We start from the raw sequence: 18,821 nt of genomic DNA, 5'->3' as shown, positions 1-18,821 counted from the left end.
GCCGGCGCGTGCCGGCCCGTCCGTTTGCCTGACCTATTGCTGCTTGCCACGAGGCTACCCATGACCCGCGAAGAATTCCTGCGCCTGGCCGCTGCCGGCTACAACCGCATTCCCCTGGCCTGCGAAACCCTGGCCGACTTCGACACGCCGCTGTCGATCTACCTGAAACTGGCCGACCAGCCCAACTCGTACCTGCTCGAATCGGTGCAGGGCGGCGAGAAATGGGGCCGTTATTCGATGATCGGCCTGCCGTCGCGCACCGTGCTGCGTGTGCACGGTTACCATGTCAGCATCCTGCAGGATGGCGTGGAGGTGGAAAGCTTTGGGGTCGAAGACCCGCTGGCCTTCGTCGAAACCTTCAAGGACCGTTACAAGGTTGCTGATATCCCCGGCCTGCCGCGCTTCAACGGCGGCCTGGTCGGCTACTTCGGCTACGACTGCGTGCGCTATGTGGAAAAGCGCCTGGGCGCCAGCCCCAACCCGGACCCGCTGGGCGTGCCGGATATCCTGCTGATGGTGTCCGATGCGGTGGTGGTGTTCGATAACCTGGCGGGCAAGATGCACGCGATCGTGCTGGTCGACCCGGCTCAAGAGCAGGCATTCGAACAGGGTCAGGCACGCCTGCAAGGCTTGCTGGAAACCCTGCGTCAGCCGATCACCCCACGCCGTGGTCTGGACCTGAGTGGCCCGCAGGCTGCCGAACCGGAATTCCGCTCCAGCTACACCCGTGAGGATTACGAGAACGCCGTCGGCCGTATCAAGGAATACATCCTGGCCGGTGACTGCATGCAGGTGGTGCCGTCGCAGCGCATGTCGATCGACTTCAAGGCCGCGCCTATCGACCTGTACCGTGCGCTGCGCTGCTTCAACCCGACGCCTTACATGTACTTCTTCAACTTTGGCGACTTCCATGTGGTCGGCAGCTCGCCCGAGGTGCTGGTGCGCGTCGAGGACAACCTGGTCACCGTGCGCCCGATTGCCGGTACCCGCCCGCGTGGTGCTACCGAAGAGGCCGATCGCGCGCTGGAAGACGACCTGCTGTCGGACGACAAGGAAATTGCCGAGCACCTGATGCTGATCGACCTGGGCCGTAACGACGTGGGCCGTGTGTCCTCGACCGGCAGCGTGCGCCTGACCGAGAAGATGGTGATCGAGCGTTACTCCAACGTGATGCACATCGTGTCGAACGTCACTGGCCAGCTGCGTGAAGGGCTGACGGCAATGGACGCGCTGCGGGCAATCCTGCCGGCCGGTACGCTTTCGGGGGCGCCGAAGATTCGTGCGATGGAGATCATCGACGAACTGGAGCCGGTCAAGCGTGGGGTTTACGGTGGGGCGGTCGGTTACTTCGCGTGGAACGGCAACATGGATACCGCGATTGCCATCCGTACTGCCGTGATCAAAGACGGTGAGCTGCATGTGCAGGCTGGTGGCGGCATCGTTGCCGACTCGGTGCCGGCGCTGGAGTGGGAAGAAACCATCAACAAGCGCCGGGCGATGTTCCGTGCGGTCGCGCTGGCCGAGCAGACTTCCGCCAAATAAATTGATTGGGGCTGCTTTGCAGCCCTTCGCGGGCACGCCCGCTCCCACAAGGCCTGTGCAATACCTGTGGGAGCGGGCGAGCCCGCGAAGGGCCGCAAAGCGGCCCCATCAATTCAGAAGTCGACGCTGACACCCAAACTTACCCCCTGCTGCGTCAACTCATCACTCTTGCGCCAGTTGTAGGACCCGCGCAAATGCACCCCCGCCACCACTTCATGGCTCACCCCCAGGCTCGCCCGGGTCAGGTCGCTGTGCGGCGTATACCCGGTCAGGGTGAAGTCGTTCGCCGGCAGGCTGGTCAGGTGCATCGTCACATCCTGCTGGTCATCCTCGAACTCATGCTCCTGCGCCACCTCGGCGAACAGCCGGGTACTCGGCAGCACCTGCACACTGCCCAGCAACCCCACGCCCAAACGGCGTGATGTACGTTCCTGGTCATCGAAGCCCAGTGCCGTCGAGCGCCCGCTCTTCTCGTCATAGCCATCCACCTTCACCCGCGCATAGTCGGCGCCGATGAACGGCGCCAGCTGCCAGCTGCTGCCCTCGGCCGCCAGGTTGTAGCCCAGCCGAGCCGACATCGCCCAGGCCTCGCCATTGGTGTCGCCCTTTTCGCTGCGGTTGTTCACGCCAAGGGCGAAGGTGCGCTTGAGGTCGCTGTAGTCCAGGTGCCCGGCGGTGAGCGCTGCATCGGCCCACCAATGGTCCTCGCGGTACTGGGCGAAGGCGCTGGCCAGATAGCTGTCCAGCTTGTAGTTCGAGTCCTCTGCGCCGGCTTCCAGCTTCTGCCGGTACACGCCGCCGGCCAGGCCCAGGCGCCAGGCATCGTTCAGGCGGTAGCTGCCGCCCAGGGTAAGGTTGTAGCCGCGGCCATCGCCGCTGGCTGCGCTGCGCTGGCCGTCGAAGTCCAGGTCTTGGGCGCCGCTGGCGACGAAGGACTGCCACTGGCCAACTGCCTGCCAGGGTGTCTGCCATTGGTTGCGTAATTCGTCCTGGTGGGCGCGCAAGCTGGCGTGGGCCATCTCTGGCAACAGGGTCAGTTCCCACGGGGCGGAAAGGATCGAGTAGCCGTAGTCGGCAATCAGTTGCTGGCCGGCAATGGTCGGGTGCACCGAGTCGTTGAACAGCAGCTTGGTCGGGTCCGGCGTGGTGCCGTTGATGCCATACACCGGGTTTTCCACGCAGCCTTCGCCGCTGTAGCAGGTGCCGACCAGGTTCTGGCCACTGGCCAGGCCGAACTGCTCGGGACTGGCCAGCGCTTCGCTCAGCAGCATGGGGATGTTCAGTGGAATGATCTCGGCATCGATCTGCCGCAGTTGGCCGAGCAGTGACTGGTTGAAGGCACCGGACAGCAGCGACAGCGGGTTCTGCTGCGGCGTACCGCTGAAGTTCGGCGTCTGGCCGAGATCGGGCAGCAGCCAGACCATGATATAGCGGGCACCGCCTTGCTGCAGGGCCTGGGCGCTGGCGGCCAGGCGGGCGCCAGCGGCCACGGCATCTGCCGGGCTGCTGACCAGGCCTTGCAGGAAGTCGTTGCCGCCACCGGTCAGGTAGTACAACGCGTTGGGGTCGGCGCGCAGGCCGTTGGCCAGGTAGCCCGGTTTTTCTCGCAGTACCTGCCCGGCGCCGGGGCGCCCGGGTGGGATGACCGTCTTGGACGTAGTGGTGATCGAATCCAGGATCTGCTGGGTGGTATAGCCGCCAACGGCCCAGTTGTTGCCGTCGGGAATCCCCAGTGCCGGGTTGATGGGGGACGTGGAAGGGCTCAGCGCTGTCGGGTCTACCCCGAGCTTCCCACCAAGGATCATCGGCGACACCGGCGCATAATTGCCATCGGCATCGCGGTTGGTAAAGCGCACGCCGCCAAACTGTCCCGCGTCGCTGAGGCTGTCGCCAAACACGATCATGCTGGAGTAGGGAGAGGGGGCGGCGAAGGCTTGGCTGCAGGCTAAGCCCAAGGAGGCGAGGGTAAAGCGCAATAACGGTGCTTTTCGCATCTGGGAATATCCTTTTCTTTGTTTTTTTATGAAGGACAACCCGATCGACCTTAGCAAATCGCAGTGCATCCCTCCTAAGTCCATTCGTTTCCCCGTGTTTACGGGCATATTGCGCCCGCCGCCCCGGTAGGCTACTGTGCCGTGACGTATGAGCGAGACCTATCCTGTGTTGATCGTCAGCAAACTCTTGATGCGCGTAATCAAGGCCCACGCCCGTTGGCGTTGGCGCGCCTGACTTTATCTCCTGCCGGCCCGTCCGGCCCGCCCCCGTTTGCCTTCCTGTCTACCGCCCCTTGTGGCAAAGCCGCGCCTGTTGGCGGGTGCAGAAAGGTTCGAATTCTGAAGTCAGTAGATTCAAGAGGTTTAACCCGATGTTACTGATGATCGACAATTACGACTCATTCACTTACAACGTCGTTCAGTACCTTGGCGAGCTGGGTGCCGAGGTCAAGGTCATTCGCAATGACGAAATGACCATCGCCCAGATCGAAGCCCTCAACCCCGAGCGCATCGTCGTATCTCCAGGCCCGTGCACGCCGAGCGAGGCGGGCGTGTCGATCGAGGCCATCCTGCATTTTGCCGGCAAGCTGCCAATCCTCGGCGTGTGCCTGGGCCACCAGTCCATCGGCCAGGCCTTTGGCGGTGACGTAGTGCGTGCCCGCCAGGTGATGCACGGCAAGACCAGCCCGGTCCACCACCGCGACCTGGGCGTGTTCGCCACCCTCAACAACCCGTTGACCGTGACCCGTTACCACTCGCTGGTGGTAAAGCGCGAAACCTTGCCCGAGTGCCTGGAAGTGACCGCCTGGACCGCCCATGCTGACGGTTCGGTCGACGAGATCATGGGCCTGCGTCACAAAACGCTGAATATCGAAGGGGTGCAGTTCCACCCCGAGTCGATCCTGACCGAACAGGGCCACGAACTGTTCGCCAACTTCCTCAAGCAGACCGGCGGCCGCCGCTAAGGATCGAACATGGATATCAAGAGTGCGTTGAGCCGTATCGTCGGCCAGCTGGACCTTTCCACCGAAGAAATGCGTGACGTCATGCGCCAGATCATGACCGGCCAGTGCAGCGAAGCGCAGATCGGTGCCTTCCTGATGGGCATGCGCATGAAGAGCGAAAGCATCGACGAGATCGTCGGTGCGGTGTCGGTGATGCGCGAGCTGGCCGACAAGGTCGAACTGCAAAGTCTCGATGGCGTGGTCGATATCGTCGGCACCGGCGGTGATGGTGCCAACATCTTCAACGTATCCACCGCCTCGTCGTTCGTCCTGGCGGCGGCGGGTTGCACCGTGGCCAAGCATGGCAACCGCGCGGTATCGGGCAAGAGCGGCAGTGCCGACCTGCTGGAGGCCGCCGGCATCTACCTGAACCTGACGCCCACCCAGGTGGCCCGCTGCATCGACAGCCTGGGCATCGGCTTCATGTTCGCGCAAAGCCATCACTCGGCCATGAAGCATGCTGCCGGCCCGCGTCGCGACCTGGGGCTGCGTACCCTGTTCAACATGCTCGGCCCGCTTACGAATCCGGCCGGAGTGAAGCATCAGGTGGTCGGTGTATTCGCCCAGACCCTGTGCCGCCCGTTGGCTGAAGTATTGCAGCGCCTGGGCAGCAAGCACGTGCTGGTGGTGCACTCCAAGGACGGCCTGGACGAGTTCAGCCTGGCCGCGCCGACTTTCGTCGCCGAACTGAAGAATGGCGAAATCACCGAATACTGGGTCGAGCCGGAAGACCTCGGCATGAAGAGCCAGAGCCTGCACGGCCTGGCTGTCGAGAACCCCCAGGCGTCGCTGGAGCTGATCCGCGATGCGCTGGGCCGACGCAAGACCGAGAACGGCCAGAAGGCCGCCGAGATGATCGTGCTCAATGCGGGCGCGGCGCTGTATGCCGCTGACCATGCCATGAGCCTGAAAGCCGGTGTGGAACTGGCCCACGACGTACTGCACACCGGGCTGGCCTGGGAGAAGCTGCAGGAGCTGGGTGCCTTTACTGCAGTATTCAAGGTGGAGAACGAAGCATGAGTGTGCCGACGGTGCTGGAAAGGATCATTGCCCGCAAGTTCCAGGAAGTGGCCGAGCGCAGTGCGCGCGTCAGCCTCGCCGAACTGGAGGGCCTGGCCAAGGCTGCCGATGCCCCGCGTGGCTTTGCCAAGGCCCTGATCGAGCAAGCCGGGCGCAAGCAGCCGGCGGTAATTGCCGAAATCAAGAAGGCTTCGCCGAGCAAGGGCGTGATTCGCGAGCATTTCGTGCCGGCGGAAATTGCCGTCAGCTACGAGAAGGGCGGGGCGACTTGCCTTTCGGTGCTGACCGATGTGGATTACTTCCAGGGTGCCGACGAGTACCTGCAGCAGGCCCGCGCGGCGGTGTCGCTGCCGGTGATCCGCAAGGACTTCATGGTAGACCCGTACCAGATCGTTGAAGCCCGGGCCCTGGGCGCGGACTGTGTGCTGCTGATCGTGTCGGCGCTGGATGACGTGAAAATGGCCGAACTGGCGGCCACGGCCAAGGATGTCGGCCTCGACGTGCTGGTGGAAGTGCACGATGGCGATGAGCTGGAGCGTGCGTTGAAAACCCTGGATACACCGCTGGTGGGGGTGAACAACCGTAACCTGCACACCTTCGAGGTCAGCCTGGAAACCACCCTCGACCTGCTGCCGCGTATTCCGCGTGATCGCCTGGCGATTACCGAGAGCGGTATCTTGAACAGGGCCGATGTGGAGCTGATGGCGATCAACGAGGTCTACTCGTTCCTGGTGGGTGAGGCGTTCATGCGCGCCGAGCAGCCAGGGCTTGAGCTGCAGCGGTTGTTCTTCCCGGATCAGGTGAAGAAGACTGTTCAGCAACTGGACTGATCGAAGCGAAGCCGGCATTGTCGCCGGCTTTTTTGTATGCCTGCCATGCCCCCTTCGCGGGCTCGCCCGCTCCCACAGGATGATCACTGCCTTTGGCATCTGTGGAATCCCTGTGGGAGCGGGCGAGCCCGCGAAGAGGCCGGTAAAAACGACATAGGTGGATCAATGACCGATCAACCCCTGGCCCTGACCGTAGAACAAGGCCTGCACGCCGAACAGGAACTGCTGGCCGCCGTCTGCCGCGGCGAACGCGACAGTGGCGTGCTGTTCTGGCGCCCGACCGACCACGCCCTGGTCATGCCTCGGCGCATGAGCCGACTGGAAAACTTTGAAGCCGCCTGCTCGGAGCTGGCAATCGCCGGCTGGCCGGTGCTGCTACGCGAAACCGGTGGTGAGCCGGTGCCGCAGTCTCATTCGACGGTGAACGTTGCCCTGGTCTATGTCGCCCCCCGCAGTGAAGGCGACCACGGCCGTATCGAGAACGCCTACGAGCGCCTGTGCCTGCCGCTGTGCGATGTGCTGCGCGAGTGGGGCGGGGTGGCGTCGGTGGGCGAAATCGACGGCGCTTTCTGCGATGGCCGCTACAACGTCAACCTCAATGGCCGCAAGCTGGTGGGCACTGCCCAACGCTGGCGCCAGGGGCTGGGCGGCAAACGCCCGGTGGTGCTGGTGCACGGTGCGCTGCTGCTGGATAACGAGCGTGAGTCGATGGTGGCGGCGGTCAACCGCTTCAACGAGTGCTGCGAGCTGGAGCAGCGCTGCCGCGCCGATGCGCACATCGCCCTGCACGAAGTGGCGCCCGCGGCGCCCTGGTTCGAGCGGCTGTCGCAGGCCTATGCCAAGGTGCTGGCCGACCTGCCCAAGGACTAGCGGGTACCGTAGACCACCATGGTCTTGCCTTTGACCTGCACCAGGCTGCGCTCTTCAAGGTCCTTGAGGACGCGGCCGACCATTTCCCGGGAGCAACCGACGATACGGCCGATTTCCTGACGGGTGATCTTGATCTGCATGCCGTCGGGGTGGGTCATGGCGTCGGGTTGCTTGCACAGCTCCAGCAGGCAACGGGCGACGCGCCCGGTAACGTCGAAGAAAGCCAGGTCGCCGACCTTGCGCGTGGTGTTGCGCAGGCGCTGGGCCATCTGGCTGCCCAGGGCGTACAAGATTTCCGGGTCCTGGCGGGCCAGTTCGCGAAACTTCTCGTAACTGATTTCGGCTACTTCGCATTCGGTCTTGGCGCGCACCCAGGCACTGCGCTGTTGTTCACCCTCGACCGGTTCGAACAGGCCCAGCTCGCCGAAGAAGTCACCGTTGTTGAGGTAGGCGATGATCATTTCATGGCCGTTGTCGTCCTCGATGAGGATGGTGACCGATCCCTTGATGATGAACCACAATGTCTCGGCCCGGTCGCCGGCGCAGATGATGTTGCTTTTGGCGGTATAGCGGCGACGCTGGCAGTGCGCCAGCAGCTTGTCGATGTTCTTGATCTTGGCGGGTAGGGCAGAGGCAACCATCACGAAATCCTGTTCGATACGACGCATAGGCCTTTTTATAAAGGTTGGCTGGCGGTGTGCGCCAGTCATTTGGCGCCAGCTTATCAGACACTACAGGATGTTTCGGTACTAAACCGACACGACTCGTACTTTTCCCGCAGCCATACAAGGTCTAAGCTGACACCCTTTTTCGAATATCAGGAGTCCGGGTAGATGAAGGCACGTATCCAGTGGGCCGGTGAGGCGATGTTCCTCGGCGAATCGGGGAGCGGCCATGTCGTCGTGATGGACGGCCCGCCCGAGGCCGGCGGCCGCAACCTGGGTGTGCGCCCGATGGAAATGCTGTTGCTGGGCCTGGGTGGCTGCAGCAGCTTTGACGTGGTCAGCATTCTGAAGAAGTCGCGCCAGGCAGTGGAAAGCTGCGAGGCTTTCCTGGAGGCCGAGCGTGCCAGCGAAGACCCGAAGGTGTTTACCAAGATCCACATGAACTTCGTGGTGAAGGGGCGTGGGCTGAAAGAGGCCCAGGTCAAGCGTGCGGTGGAGCTGTCGGCGGAGAAGTATTGCTCGGCTTCGATCATGCTCGAGCGTGCCGGGGTAGAGATTACCCACGGGTACGAGATTGTAGAGCTGGGTTGAGCCCCGGATTTTTGGGGCTGCAACGCAGCCCCGACAATTTCAGCTGCGAAGCGCCGGCAGTGCAGCCCGCACCCATCCCGGCAAGCAGCCCCGCATCACCCGGCTCAACCGCTCCCGCCGCTTCTGGTAAACCAGCCCCAGCCCGATAACCCCAAGCCCGATCAGGGTCACCACCAGCGGGAACAGCAGCGAGTCGGCAAACACCTCGTACGACAGGTACCCCAGGTAAGCCGCCACGCCCAGCGCCCCGAACACCATGAACACCGGCCGACGTAACAGCACCGCCATGCCCATCAGTACAATATTGATCAGGCAGTACAGGGCCTTGCCCAACTCGCTGCCGCTGTCCATCAGCGTCAGCCCGCCCCAGAATGCCGCCAGCCCGGCCAGGTAGCCCCAGTGGGCGTAGTCTTCGCGGGTGCGACCATCCACCCCGACGAACACCACCAGCAACCCCAGCCCGAACCACAACGAAACCTCGCGGCGTTGCTCCCAGCTGAATGGCGAGCCGAAGAACCATTCGCTCAGGTCCATCGACATGAACCACAAGGCCACGGCAATCGGCATGACGATGAACGGGTAGGGGATCAGCCGCAGCATCAACAACCCGGCAAGCATCGTGGCCGCTTCCATTGCCAGCCAGCCGCCCTGCACGTAGGTGTAGTACTGGTGATAGTTCGCCTGCGCATCATCCATCGGCCACCAGCCGGCCAGCCGTTCGATGGCGAACACCGCCAACGGCACGATGCTGACCGCCACCGCCGCCAGCACCCCGGCCGCGACGGGCTGTACGCGCCGTTGCAGGTTAACGGCGAACAGCGTGAGCAGCAGAATATAGAGGCTGGCGATGACCAGCAGCGCCCAGTCGCCGATGCGCATCCAGGCTTCGGTGAGCAACCAGCCCATGGCTGCCATGATCAGCATGGCGCCGAAGTAGAAAGCGACATGGGCCAGCTGGAAGCTGCCACGCTGTGCCGGTTGCTGGCGCAGGAACGCCAGCAGGGCCTGGTCCTGGCCCGGCTGGAGAATGCCGGCTTGCACGGCGCGCGCCAGGTCCTTGGCGTCGAAACGGTCCGTCATGGTGATGCCTTCAGATACGGTAGGTGCTCTTGGTCATGACCTTGGCCAACAGGCTCATGCCAAAGCGAACCGGGGCGGGGAAGCGATATCCGCCGGCTTCCAGCGCAGACTCGGCGTGCTGTTCCTCATCGATGCGCATTTGCTCGAGGATGGCCCGGGATTTTTCGTCTTCCTGCGGGATCTGCTCCAGGTGCTCGTCGAGGTGCTTGCAGACCTGGTGCTCGGTGGCAGCGACGAAGCCCAGGCTGACCTTGTCACTGACCAGCCCGGCGAGTGCGCCGATGCCGAACGACATGCCGTAGAACAAAGGGTTGAGTACGCTGGGGTGGCTGTTCAGCTGGCGAATGCGCTGTTCGCACCAGGCCAGGTGGTCCACTTCTTCCTCGGCGGCGTGTTCCATGGCCTTGCGCACTTCGGGCAGCTTGGCGGTCAGGGCCTGGCCCTGGTACAGCGCCTGGGCGCAGACTTCACCGGTGTGGTTGATGCGCATCAGCCCGGCAACATGGCGCGCTTGCTGCTCGTCCAGGTCGACGTCCGGCTGGACGATGGCCGGCGATGGGCGGGCGGGTTGGCCGCTGAAGGGCAGCAAGGTGCGCATGGCGGTATCGGCCTGCAGCAACAAGCGGTCGAGCGGCGAGTAGTGACGTTCGGTAGCCATCGGGCACCTCCGCAAGAATGTGCCCGACAGTTTACCGCAATAGTGGCAGGGTCGCTTGCCGTGGATCAGCCCGGTGGCCAGTGCATCTGGCGCTGGCCAAGCACGTGCATGTGGATGTGGTAGACGGTCTGGCCGCCCTGCTCGTTGCAGTTCATGACCACGCGGAAGCCGTCCTCGCAGCCAAGTTCCTTGGCCAGGCGCTGGGCGGTGAACAAGATGTGGCCAGCCAGGCCTTTGTCTTCTTCGGTCAAGTCATTGAGGGTGCGGATGTGCTTTTTCGGGATGACCAGAAAATGCACCGGCGCCTGGGGGGCGATATCGTGGAACGCCAGTACCTGGTCGTCCTCGTAGATGATCTTCGCCGGGATGTCCCGGTTGATGATCTTGATGAATAAATCGTCCACAGCACTTGCTCCATGGTGAGGGTCGGGCCGAGTGTACTCAGCCGGGCGCCGCTCGCCCAGTGGCTATTCCATGCCGACCGGGCAATAGCGGCGGTGGATGACCCCGGCCAGCTTGCGCACCAGCCAGCGCGGCAGCAGGCGCGGGGCGAACGCCAGCCAGCGGTTGCGCCGACCGGGCAGGATCAGTGCGCGGTTCTTGTCCAGCGCGCGCACGGTGTACAAAGCCACTTCCTCAGGGCTGAGGCAGCGTGGTTTGCCATGCAGCCGCGGAATGCGACGGCGCGCGGAGCGCACCGGCCCGGGGCACAGTACCGAAACCTTGATGCCGGTGCGCTTGAGTTCTTCACGCAAGGCCTGGGAGAAACTCAGCACATAGGCCTTGCTGGCGGCATAGGTGGCCATCCAGGGGCCAGGCGCCACCCCGGCCAGGCCGGCGACGTTGAGGATCTGCCCGCCGCCCTGCACGGCCATCAGGTTGCCGATGGCGTGGCACAGGCGGCTCAGGGCCAGCACGTTGACTTCCAGCAGGTCCTGCTCGTCGGCCCACTCATGGGCCAGGAATGGCCCGTAGGTGCGCAGGCCGGCACAATTGACCAGCAGGTCGATGCGCCGCTCGCCTTCTTCCAGCTCCAGCACGAAGCCCGACAGGCGCAGCGGCTGGCTGAGGTCGCAGGCACGGAACAGCACCTCGACACCGAAGCGTTGGGTAAGCTCGATGGCCACCGGCTCCAGCGTTTCACGCTGGCGTGCCACCAGGATCAGGTTGCGCCCGCGCCGCGCCAGGGCTTCCGCCAGGGCCAGGCCCAGGCCGCTGGAAGCACCAGTGATCATGGCGTAACGGGTCATGCAAGGCTCCTGGGGGCTGAAGAGGGCGCCTAGTGTACAGCTTGGCCGGGCAAGGTGTTGCCTTTTGCTACAAGGTCCGCGCGCGCAGGGCCTGGCAGCGTTCCAGGGCGTCCCGGTACTCGTCATGCAGCCGGCCGATCAGCGCGCTGGCGCTGGGCAGGTCGTCGATACCGCCGACCCCCTGGCCCGCCGACCACACGGTCTTCCAGGCCTTGGCTTCGTCGTCGATCGGCTTGAGCTTGCCTTGCTCGTGGCCGCTCTTGAGAGCGTTCATGTCATAGCCAGCCTGCTCCAGGCTCGGGCGCAGGAAGCTGGCAGGCACGCCGGACACCGCCGGGGTGTGGATGATGTCGGCGGCATGGGCATCGAGCAGCATCTGCTTGTAGGCGCCCGGGGCCTGGCTTTCTGCGGTGGCGATGAAGCGGGTACCCATGTACGCAAGGTCCGCACCCAGCATTTGCGCGGCGAGGATCTCGTGGCCGTGGTTGAGGCAGCCGGCCAGCAGCAGGGTCTTGTCGAAGAACTGGCGAATTTCCGCGGCCAGGGCGAACGGGCTCCAGGTGCCGGCATGGCCGCCTGCGCCGGCGGCGACGGCGATCAGGCCATCGACACCGGCTTCGGCGGCTTTCTCGGCATGGCGGCGGGTGGTGACATCGTGGAACACCAGGCCGCCGTAGCCATGCACGGCATCGACCACTTCCTTCACCGCGCCCAGGCTGGTAATGACGATCGGCACGCGGTGTTCCACGCACAACGCCAGGTCGGCCTGCAGGCGCGGGTTGGTCGGGTGGACGATCAGGTTCACGGCATAGGGCGCTGGCGCCTGCAATTGCGCCATGCCTGTCTCGATTTCCTCCAGCCAGGCCTTGAAACCGGCGCTGTCACGCTGGTTTAGGGCCGGGAAGCTGCCGACCACGCCGCTGGCGCAGCAGGCCAATACCAGCCTGGGGTTGGAGATCAGGAACATCGGTGCGGCAACCACGGGCAGGCGCAGGCGTTGTTCGAGGGAGGCAGGTAGCGACATGGCAAGGCTCCTTGAGCGAGTGGCTATGTCAGAACGGTTTGACCACCACCAGAATTACGATACCCAGCAGGAACAGCACGGGTACTTCATTGAACCAGCGATAGTAGACGTGGCCGTGGGTGTTGCTGCCGCTGGCGAAGCGTTTGCGCTGGGCGCCGCACATGTGATGGTAGACGGTCAGCAGGATGACCAGGGTCAGCTTGGCATGCAGCCAGCCCTGGCTGAGCCAGCCGGGTGTGAGGTAGAGCATCCACGCGCCGAACACGTAGGTGGCGATCATCGCCGGGTTCATGATGCCGCGAAACAGCTTGCGCTCCATGGTCACGAAGCGTTCCTGGCTGATGCTGTCCTGGCTTTGGGCGTGGTAGACGAACAACCGCGGCAGGTAGAAAAGGCCGGCGAACCAGCAGACCACGCTGACGATATGCAGCGCTTTGATCCATAGGTAAAGCATGGGGGAGTTCCTTCAGGTATACACGGTCGTCAGATAGTAGTGGTCAAGCGCCCGAAGGGTCACCCGAAGAGTTGTTACAGGCGCCTTGCGCCCCTATTATCGTGCGCTTTCCAGACGGCTCGTTGATAAGGGGCAAGCGTTATGATCAAGGTCGGTATCGTCGGCGGCACGGGTTACACCGGCGTCGAACTGTTGCGTCTGCTGGCACAGCATCCACAGGCCGAGGTGGCGGTCATCACTTCGCGCTCCGAGGCGGGCGTTGCAGTGGCGGACATGTACCCGAACCTGCGCGGCCACTATGACGGGCTGGCGTTCAGCGTGCCGGACAGCAAGACCCTGGCCGCCTGTGACGTGGTGTTCTTCGCCACCCCGCACGGTGTAGCCCATGCCCTGGCCGGCGAGCTGCTGGCGGCCGGTACCAAGGTGATCGACCTGTCGGCCGACTTCCGCCTGCAGGACGCCGCCGAGTGGGGCAAGTGGTACGGCCAGCCGCACGGTGCGCCAGAGTTGCTCAAGGACGCGGTGTACGGCCTGCCTGAAGTCAACCGCGAGAAGATCCGCCAGGCGCGCCTGATCGCAGTGCCGGGTTGCTACCCGACCGCCACCCAGCTGGGCTTCCTGCCGCTGCTGGAAGCTGGCCTGGCCGACCCGTCGCGCCTGATCGCCGACTGCAAGTCGGGCGTCAGCGGCGCTGGCCGTGGTGCGGCGGTGGGTTCGCTGTTCTGCGAAGCCGGTGAAAGCATGAAAGCCTACGCGGTGAAGGGCCACCGCCACCTGCCGGAGATCAGCCAGGGCCTGCGCCTGGCCGCTGGCAAGGATATCGGCCTGACCTTCGTGCCACACCTGACGCCCATGATCCGTGGCATTCACGCGACCCTGTACGCTACCGTCGCCGACACCTCGGTCGACCTGCAGGCGCTGTTCGAGAAGCGCTACGCCGATGAACCGTTCGTCGACGTGATGCCGGCGGGCAGCCACCCGGAAACCCGCAGCGTGCGCGGCGCCAACGTCTGCCGCATTGCCGTTCATCGCCCGCAGGGTGGTAACCTGGTAGTCGTACTGTCGGTGATCGACAACCTGGTCAAGGGCGCGTCCGGCCAGGCGGTGCAGAACCTCAACATCCTGTTCGGCCTGGACGAGCGCATGGGCCTGTCCCACGCGGGCTTGCTGCCGTAAGCAGCCAGCGTTCGAAAAGGCCCGCGTCGTGCGGGCCTTTTTGTATGTCGCGACTAAAGCCGCACAATTCTTGACCGATTTTCTCGGGAAAGCGGATAATGCGCGTCATCGAGTTTTATGGCGGCTACCGCGCCGGGAGAATCAACATGAGCGTCGAAACCTTCACCCCCACGGCTTTGGAATTCACCCACGGCGCTGCACAAAAGGTGAAGAACCTGGTTTCCGAGGAAGGCAACGATCGTCTGAAGCTGCGCGTGTTCGTCACCGGTGGCGGCTGCTCGGGCTTCCAGTACGGCTTCACCTTCGATGAAGACGTGGCCGAAGACGACACCATCGTTGAGCGCGAGGGTGTTTCCCTTGTGGTCGACCCGATGAGCTTCCAGTACCTGGCTGGCGCCGAAGTGGATTACCAGGAAGGCCTGGAAGGTTCGCGCTTCGTAATCAAGAACCCGAATGCTGCTACCACCTGCGGCTGCGGCTCGTCGTTCTCGATCTGAGGCCAGGCTATACGAAAACGCCGCGCAATTGCGCGGCGTTTTGCTTTCTGGCGTAGCGCTCAGGCCGGATAGATTGCGCCGAGTACACGCAGGCCCTTGGCCGCTGTCACGCTAGGGCGGTTGGCGGCGATGCCCTCCAGGCAGCAGTGGGCCAGCCAGGCGAAGGCCATGGCTTCGACCCAGTCCGGGTCCACGCCATGGGCACCGGTGCTGGCGACACGGGCGTCGGGCAGCAACTGGCCGAGGCGCGCCATCAGGGCGCCGTTGCGCGCACCGCCACCGCAGACCAGCAACGCTTCGGTATCTTGCTGGGCGTTGCTCAGCGAGTCGATGATGCTGCGTGCGGTCAGCTCCAGCAATGTCGCCTGCACGTCCTCGTCGCGGTAAGCGGGCAAGCGGGCCAGGTGGCCATCCAGCCAAGGCAGGTTGAACACTTCGCGGCCGGTGCTCTTCGGGCCGCTGCCGGCGAAGAACGGGTCGGCCAGCAGTGCGCTGAGCAAGTCGGGCTGCACCACACCCGAGGCAGCCCACGCCCCATCCGCATCGTAGGCCTGGCCGCGCTTGCGCTCGATCCAGGCATCCAGCAGCACATTGCCCGGGCCACAGTCGAAGCCGTGGACCGGCTTGTCGTGTTCGATCAGGCTGAGGTTGCTGAAGCCGCCCACGTTGAGAATGGCCAGGCGCTGGCCGAGGTGGCTGAACAGGGTTTCATGGAAGGCCGGCACCAGTGGCGCACCTTGGCCACCGGCCGCCACATCGCGACGGCGGAAGTCAGCGACCACGCTGATACCGGTAAGCTCGGCCAGCAGCGCCGGGTTGCCGATCTGCACGGTAAAACCGCGTGCTGGTTCGTGGCGGATGGTCTGGCCGTGGCTGCCGATGGCACGGATGGCATCGGCCTGCAGCCCTTGCCTGGCCAACAGTTGGCGGATGCCTTCGCCTGCCAGGCTGGCCCAGCGGTTTTCTGCCAGTGCGGCGCGGGCGATCTCGTCAGGACCGCTGCTGCAAAGGCTCAGCAGTTCCTGGCGCAGGTCGCCGGGCATGGGCAGGTAGTGGGTGGCGAGCAGTTCGAGCTGCTCGCCTTGTTTGATCAGGGCAATGTCCAGGCCATCGAGGCTGGTACCGGACATCACCCCCAGGTAGAGCGCCATGGGCTTAGCGCTTGTTCGCTGCGAGCAGGGTGGCCTTTTCCTGATCCATGCGGGCGATCAGGGGCTGGCTCTGCTGCAGGAAACGCTGGCGCTCGTTCCTGGCGATCGGGTCGGCCATCGGCACTTTCTGGCTCAGCGGGTCGACGTGTACACCGTTGACCTGGAACTCGTAGTGCAGGTGCGGTCCGGTGGACAGGCCGGTGGTGCCGATGTAACCGATGATCTGGCCCTGCTTGACCAAGCTGCCGGTCTTGATGCCCTTGGCAAAGCCCTGCATGTGGCCGTACAGCGTCTTGTAGCGGTTGCCGTGCTGGATGATCACGGTGTTGCCATAACCACCGCGGCGCCCGGCCAGTTCGATGCGGCCGTCACCGGCTGCCTTGATCGGCGTGCCGCGTGGGGCGGCATAGTCGACGCCTTTATGGGCGCGGATCTTGTTCAGAATGGGGTGCTTGCGGCCGGCGGAGAAGCGTGAGCTGATGCGGGCGAAATCGACCGGGGTACGGATGAAGGCCTTGCGCAGGCTGTTGCCATCGGCGGTGTAGTAGTTGGTATTGCCCTGCTTGTTGGTATAGCGCACGGCGGTGTAGGTCTTGCCGCGGTTGGTGAAGCGTGCGGACAGGATGTTGCCGGTGCCGACCACCTTGCCGTCCATCACTTTCTGCTCGTAGACCACGTCGAATTCGTCGCCCGGGCGAATATCCTGGGCGAAATCGATGTCGTAACCCAGCACGCGGGCCATGTCCATGGTCATGCTGTGGGACAGGCCGGCGCGCTGGGCCGAGGCCGACAGCGAGCTTTTGATCACGCCGTGGGCGTAGGCGGTACGCATTACCGGCTTGCTGATTTCGCGGTTGAAGGTGTAGCCCTTGGCGGTCTTGGTCAGGCGAATGGTTTCGAGGTTGCTGACCTTGCTGTGCAGGCTGGCCAGCTGGCCATCCTTGTCGAGCTCGAACTGCAGTACCTGGCCGTGCTTGAGCTGGCTGAACTGCTTGGCCTGCTTGTTGCTGGCCAGCAGGTCATGCACCGCATTGGTCGGCAGGCCGACCTTGGCGAACAGGGTGGACAGCGTATCACCACGGGCCACGGTGACTTCGCGGTGGCTGGGTTCCTTGGCGGCTTCGACGACCGGTTCGGCAGCAGGCGCCTCCTGTTCGGCCTTCTGGGTCTCGGGGGCGGCGTCTTCGATCTGGGCGAATGGCGAGCTTTGCTCGGTTTCTGCCTGCACCAGGGGCGCAGCGCGGGATTCGTCCTTCAACTGCTCGGCAGGGCTCTCCAGCTCGAGGTTGAGGGTGGTTTTCTTGGCTTCCACTTCGCTGGAGGGAAACACCAGCAGGGCCAGGCTGAGCAGGGCGGCGATGCCGCTGGCGGCCAACAGATGGCTTTTCGGATAAAGCGGGGGCGCTTTAGGCGGTTCGTTGGTCATGGGCAAGGTGACTTTGAAAAAGGTGAAATGGAAAAGATGAATGACATGATGAAGATGAAATAACTGTATAAAATATAACCAAATCCATTTTCACGCAAGGGCGCGTAGACGCCGCAAGCCTGTGTTCGGGTCACATTCCTTTGCGAAACTTGTAATTGACGGCCGATCTTGTATGGTTGGCTCCCCCTGAATCTGAGCCTTGCGGGTTTGTCTATGAAGTCGGTTGAAGAGCAGCTGGCGCTTATCAAGCGCGGTGCGGAAGAAGTACTGGTCGAGTCGGAACTGGTGGAGAAGCTCAAGCGCGGCCAACCTCTGCGCATCAAGGCCGGCTTCGACCCGACCGCGCCTGACCTGCACCTTGGGCACACGGTGCTGATCAACAAGCTGCGCCAGTTCCAGGATCTGGGGCACCAGGTCATCTTCCTGATCGGTGACTTCACCGGCATGATCGGCGACCCGAGCGGCAAGAGCGCCACGCGCCCGCCGCTGACCCGCGAGCAGGTGCTGGAAAACGCCGAGACCTACAAGCAGCAAGTGTTCAAGATCCTCGACCCGGCCAAGACCGAGGTCGCGTTCAACTCCACCTGGATGGACAAGCTGACCCCGGCCGACTTCATTCGTCTGGCGTCGCAGTACACCGTGGCGCGCATGCTCGAGCGCGATGATTTCGACAAGCGCTACACCACCAACCAGCCGATCGCCATCCACGAGTTCCTGTACCCGCTGGTGCAGGGCTATGATTCGGTGGCGCTGAAGGCGGATGTCGAGCTGGGTGGTACTGACCAGAAGTTCAACCTGCTGATGGGGCGCGAACTGCAGCGCGCCTATGGCCAGGAAGCGCAGAACATCGTGACCATGCCGCTGCTCGAAGGGCTCGACGGTGTGAAGAAGATGTCCAAGTCGCTGGGTAACTATGTAGGTATCCAGGAAGCGCCGGGGGTGATGTACAGCAAGCTGGTATCGATCCCGGATACGTTGATGTGGCGCTACTTCGAGCTGCTGAGCTTCCGTTCGATGGAAGAGATCGAGCAGTTCCGTGCCGATGTTGCCAATGGCGCCAACCCGCGGGACATCAAGATCAAGCTGGCCGAAGAGATCGTTGCGCGCTTCCATGGTGAGGAGGCTGCGGCCAATGCTCACCGCGCTGCGGGTAACCGTATGAAGGAAGGTGAGCTGCCGGAAGACCTGCCGGAAGTCGAAGTGGCTGCGGCGGAAAGCCTGCCGATTGCTGCCGTGCTGAACCGGGCTGGCCTGGTGAAGAACTCGGCGCAGGCGCGGGACTTGCTGAGTGGTGGTGCGGTCAAGGTTGATGGTGTGGTGGTTGATCGCGATTTCATGTTTGCGCTGGGTGCGACGCATGTGTGCCAGGCGGGCAAGAAGTCGTTTGCGCGGGTTACCTTGAAGGCTGAGTGATTGGCTTTGGGTGTAGCTATATAGAAGCGGGGAGGCCGGTAGGCCTCCCCGTTTTGTTTTTGGGGTTTGGCTTTTGGTTGTGGGGTGCGTCAGGGCGGCTATGGGCCTGTCTTGAGAGGGTATTGGCTGTGGGGGTGCCTGTCTTTGCTCCTCTGGCGCCTATGAGATCGAGCGCC

At 63.5% G+C, this 18,821-nt stretch carries 19 protein-coding genes; 9 read left to right on the top strand and 10 right to left on the bottom strand.

Going from position 1 to position 18,821, the window contains the following annotated elements; genetic code table 11:
- Positions 1 to 60: 60 nt before the first annotated feature.
- Entirely contained in the window at positions 61 to 1,542 is a 1,482-nt protein-coding gene (gene trpE / locus M2S36_RS09625) for an anthranilate synthase component I (protein WP_333957076.1), read from the top strand.
- 113 nt (positions 1,543 to 1,655) lie between these two features.
- On the opposite strand, the gene estP is transcribed toward trpE, so the two are convergent.
- Positions 1,656 to 3,536 (bottom strand): esterase EstP, encoded by a 1,881-nt coding sequence (gene estP / locus M2S36_RS09620; RefSeq protein ID WP_333957075.1) that lies wholly within the window; start codon positions 3,534 to 3,536, stop codon positions 1,656 to 1,658.
- 371 nt (positions 3,537 to 3,907) lie between these two features.
- Here estP and M2S36_RS09615 point away from each other — a divergent pair, with 371 nt between their 5' ends.
- The 4 genes from M2S36_RS09615 to M2S36_RS09600 all read left to right on the top strand — a co-directional run bounded on the left by M2S36_RS09615 (position 3,908) and on the right by M2S36_RS09600 (position 7,260).
- On the top strand, positions 3,908 to 4,501 hold the full coding sequence (locus M2S36_RS09615) for an aminodeoxychorismate/anthranilate synthase component II (RefSeq protein ID WP_063914594.1): 594 nt from the start codon (positions 3,908 to 3,910) through the stop codon (positions 4,499 to 4,501).
- Positions 4,502 to 4,510: 9 nt separating this feature from the next.
- The gene (gene trpD / locus M2S36_RS09610; protein ID WP_013970609.1) at positions 4,511 to 5,560 is read left to right on the top strand and encodes an anthranilate phosphoribosyltransferase; all 1,050 of its coding nucleotides are present in this window, start codon (positions 4,511 to 4,513) and stop codon (positions 5,558 to 5,560) included.
- On the top strand, positions 5,557 to 6,390 hold the full coding sequence (gene trpC, locus M2S36_RS09605; RefSeq protein WP_063914595.1) for an indole-3-glycerol phosphate synthase TrpC: 834 nt from the start codon (positions 5,557 to 5,559) through the stop codon (positions 6,388 to 6,390). Before trpD ends, trpC begins: the two co-directional genes overlap by 4 nt.
- A 165-nt stretch (positions 6,391 to 6,555) precedes the next feature.
- Positions 6,556 to 7,260 (top strand): lipoate--protein ligase family protein, encoded by a 705-nt coding sequence (locus M2S36_RS09600; protein ID WP_207834244.1) that lies wholly within the window; start codon positions 6,556 to 6,558, stop codon positions 7,258 to 7,260.
- Here the strand turns inward: M2S36_RS09600 and crp are convergent.
- Entirely contained in the window at positions 7,257 to 7,901 is a 645-nt protein-coding gene (crp, locus tag M2S36_RS09595) for a cAMP-activated global transcriptional regulator CRP (protein WP_207834250.1), read from the bottom strand. The two genes, M2S36_RS09600 and crp, sit on opposite strands and share 4 nt — an antisense overlap.
- Positions 7,902 to 8,093: 192 nt before the next feature.
- Here crp and M2S36_RS09590 point away from each other — a divergent pair, with 192 nt between their 5' ends.
- On the top strand, positions 8,094 to 8,516 hold the full coding sequence (locus tag M2S36_RS09590; RefSeq protein ID WP_004376171.1) for an OsmC family protein: 423 nt from the start codon (positions 8,094 to 8,096) through the stop codon (positions 8,514 to 8,516).
- Between the two features lie 39 nt (positions 8,517 to 8,555).
- Here the strand turns inward: M2S36_RS09590 and M2S36_RS09585 are convergent, their stop codons facing one another.
- The 6 genes from M2S36_RS09585 to hemJ all read right to left on the bottom strand — a co-directional run bounded on the left by M2S36_RS09585 (position 8,556) and on the right by hemJ (position 12,982).
- Positions 8,556 to 9,596 (bottom strand): DUF2157 domain-containing protein, encoded by a 1,041-nt coding sequence (locus tag M2S36_RS09585; protein ID WP_333957073.1) that lies wholly within the window; start codon positions 9,594 to 9,596, stop codon positions 8,556 to 8,558.
- Positions 9,597 to 9,606: 10 nt separating this feature from the next.
- Complete coding sequence (coq7, locus tag M2S36_RS09580) at positions 9,607 to 10,254, bottom strand: 2-polyprenyl-3-methyl-6-methoxy-1,4-benzoquinone monooxygenase (RefSeq protein ID WP_025337477.1); 648 nt, start codon at positions 10,252 to 10,254, stop codon at positions 9,607 to 9,609.
- A gap of 65 nt (positions 10,255 to 10,319) precedes the next feature.
- On the bottom strand, positions 10,320 to 10,658 hold the full coding sequence (locus M2S36_RS09575) for a histidine triad nucleotide-binding protein (RefSeq protein WP_063914599.1): 339 nt from the start codon (positions 10,656 to 10,658) through the stop codon (positions 10,320 to 10,322).
- Positions 10,659 to 10,721: 63 nt separating this feature from the next.
- Positions 10,722 to 11,504 carry an SDR family NAD(P)-dependent oxidoreductase gene (locus tag M2S36_RS09570; protein ID WP_207834254.1) on the bottom strand — a complete coding sequence of 261 codons (783 nt, stop codon included), beginning with the start codon at positions 11,502 to 11,504 and terminating at the stop codon, positions 10,722 to 10,724.
- A 67-nt stretch (positions 11,505 to 11,571) separates the two neighbouring features.
- Entirely contained in the window at positions 11,572 to 12,528 is a 957-nt protein-coding gene (locus M2S36_RS09565; RefSeq protein WP_241106193.1) for an NAD(P)H-dependent flavin oxidoreductase, read from the bottom strand.
- Positions 12,529 to 12,556: 28 nt separating this feature from the next.
- Positions 12,557 to 12,982, bottom strand: a complete 426-nt coding sequence (gene hemJ, locus M2S36_RS09560) for a protoporphyrinogen oxidase HemJ (RefSeq protein WP_207834258.1) — start codon at positions 12,980 to 12,982, stop codon at positions 12,557 to 12,559.
- 141 nt (positions 12,983 to 13,123) lie between these two features.
- On the opposite strand from hemJ, the gene argC reads away from it, so the two are divergent.
- The gene (gene argC, locus M2S36_RS09555) at positions 13,124 to 14,158 is read left to right on the top strand and encodes an N-acetyl-gamma-glutamyl-phosphate reductase (protein ID WP_333957067.1); all 1,035 of its coding nucleotides are present in this window, start codon (positions 13,124 to 13,126) and stop codon (positions 14,156 to 14,158) included.
- Positions 14,159 to 14,304: 146 nt separating this feature from the next.
- Positions 14,305 to 14,655 (top strand): iron-sulfur cluster insertion protein ErpA, encoded by a 351-nt coding sequence (erpA, locus tag M2S36_RS09550; protein ID WP_015268740.1) that lies wholly within the window; start codon positions 14,305 to 14,307, stop codon positions 14,653 to 14,655.
- Positions 14,656 to 14,714: 59 nt separating this feature from the next.
- On the opposite strand, the gene M2S36_RS09545 is transcribed toward erpA, so the two are convergent.
- On the bottom strand, positions 14,715 to 15,806 hold the full coding sequence (locus M2S36_RS09545; RefSeq protein ID WP_241106194.1) for an anhydro-N-acetylmuramic acid kinase: 1,092 nt from the start codon (positions 15,804 to 15,806) through the stop codon (positions 14,715 to 14,717).
- Positions 15,807 to 15,810: 4 nt separating this feature from the next.
- Entirely contained in the window at positions 15,811 to 17,232 is a 1,422-nt protein-coding gene (locus M2S36_RS09540) for a peptidoglycan DD-metalloendopeptidase family protein (RefSeq protein WP_333957063.1), read from the bottom strand.
- A gap of 213 nt (positions 17,233 to 17,445) precedes the next feature.
- Here M2S36_RS09540 and tyrS point away from each other — a divergent pair, with 213 nt between their 5' ends.
- On the top strand, positions 17,446 to 18,645 hold the full coding sequence (gene tyrS / locus M2S36_RS09535; protein WP_333957062.1) for a tyrosine--tRNA ligase: 1,200 nt from the start codon (positions 17,446 to 17,448) through the stop codon (positions 18,643 to 18,645).
- The last annotated feature ends 176 nt before the right edge of the window (positions 18,646 to 18,821 follow it).

It is taken from the genome of Pseudomonas sp. SF2 (assembly GCF_036858055.1).
Taxonomy (GTDB): domain Bacteria; phylum Pseudomonadota; class Gammaproteobacteria; order Pseudomonadales; family Pseudomonadaceae; genus Aquipseudomonas.
Note: the sequence above shows the minus strand (reverse complement) of the source record. Positions and strands in the feature narration are given on the sequence as shown.

What these genes read in the sequence shown, in the direction of transcription:
- trpE (WP_333957076.1), top strand. Translation starts at nt 61, where the DNA reads ATGACCCGCGAAGAATTCCTGCGCCTGGCCGCTGCCGGCTACAACCGC.
- estP (WP_333957075.1), bottom strand. Translation starts at nt 3,536, where the DNA reads ATGCGAAAAGCACCGTTATTGCGCTTTACCCTCGCCTCCTTGGGCTTA.
- M2S36_RS09615 (WP_063914594.1), top strand. Translation starts at nt 3,908, where the DNA reads ATGTTACTGATGATCGACAATTACGACTCATTCACTTACAACGTCGTT.
- trpD (WP_013970609.1), top strand. Translation starts at nt 4,511, where the DNA reads ATGGATATCAAGAGTGCGTTGAGCCGTATCGTCGGCCAGCTGGACCTT.
- trpC (WP_063914595.1), top strand. Translation starts at nt 5,557, where the DNA reads ATGAGTGTGCCGACGGTGCTGGAAAGGATCATTGCCCGCAAGTTCCAG.
- M2S36_RS09600 (WP_207834244.1), top strand. Translation starts at nt 6,556, where the DNA reads ATGACCGATCAACCCCTGGCCCTGACCGTAGAACAAGGCCTGCACGCC.
- crp (WP_207834250.1), bottom strand. Translation starts at nt 7,901, where the DNA reads ATGGTTGCCTCTGCCCTACCCGCCAAGATCAAGAACATCGACAAGCTG.
- M2S36_RS09590 (WP_004376171.1), top strand. Translation starts at nt 8,094, where the DNA reads ATGAAGGCACGTATCCAGTGGGCCGGTGAGGCGATGTTCCTCGGCGAA.
- M2S36_RS09585 (WP_333957073.1), bottom strand. Translation starts at nt 9,596, where the DNA reads ATGACGGACCGTTTCGACGCCAAGGACCTGGCGCGCGCCGTGCAAGCC.
- coq7 (WP_025337477.1), bottom strand. Translation starts at nt 10,254, where the DNA reads ATGGCTACCGAACGTCACTACTCGCCGCTCGACCGCTTGTTGCTGCAG.
- M2S36_RS09570 (WP_207834254.1), bottom strand. Translation starts at nt 11,504, where the DNA reads ATGACCCGTTACGCCATGATCACTGGTGCTTCCAGCGGCCTGGGCCTG.
- M2S36_RS09565 (WP_241106193.1), bottom strand. Translation starts at nt 12,528, where the DNA reads ATGTCGCTACCTGCCTCCCTCGAACAACGCCTGCGCCTGCCCGTGGTT.
- hemJ (WP_207834258.1), bottom strand. Translation starts at nt 12,982, where the DNA reads ATGCTTTACCTATGGATCAAAGCGCTGCATATCGTCAGCGTGGTCTGC.
- argC (WP_333957067.1), top strand. Translation starts at nt 13,124, where the DNA reads ATGATCAAGGTCGGTATCGTCGGCGGCACGGGTTACACCGGCGTCGAA.
- erpA (WP_015268740.1), top strand. Translation starts at nt 14,305, where the DNA reads ATGAGCGTCGAAACCTTCACCCCCACGGCTTTGGAATTCACCCACGGC.
- M2S36_RS09545 (WP_241106194.1), bottom strand. Translation starts at nt 15,806, where the DNA reads ATGGCGCTCTACCTGGGGGTGATGTCCGGTACCAGCCTCGATGGCCTG.
- M2S36_RS09540 (WP_333957063.1), bottom strand. Translation starts at nt 17,232, where the DNA reads ATGACCAACGAACCGCCTAAAGCGCCCCCGCTTTATCCGAAAAGCCAT.
- tyrS (WP_333957062.1), top strand. Translation starts at nt 17,446, where the DNA reads ATGAAGTCGGTTGAAGAGCAGCTGGCGCTTATCAAGCGCGGTGCGGAA.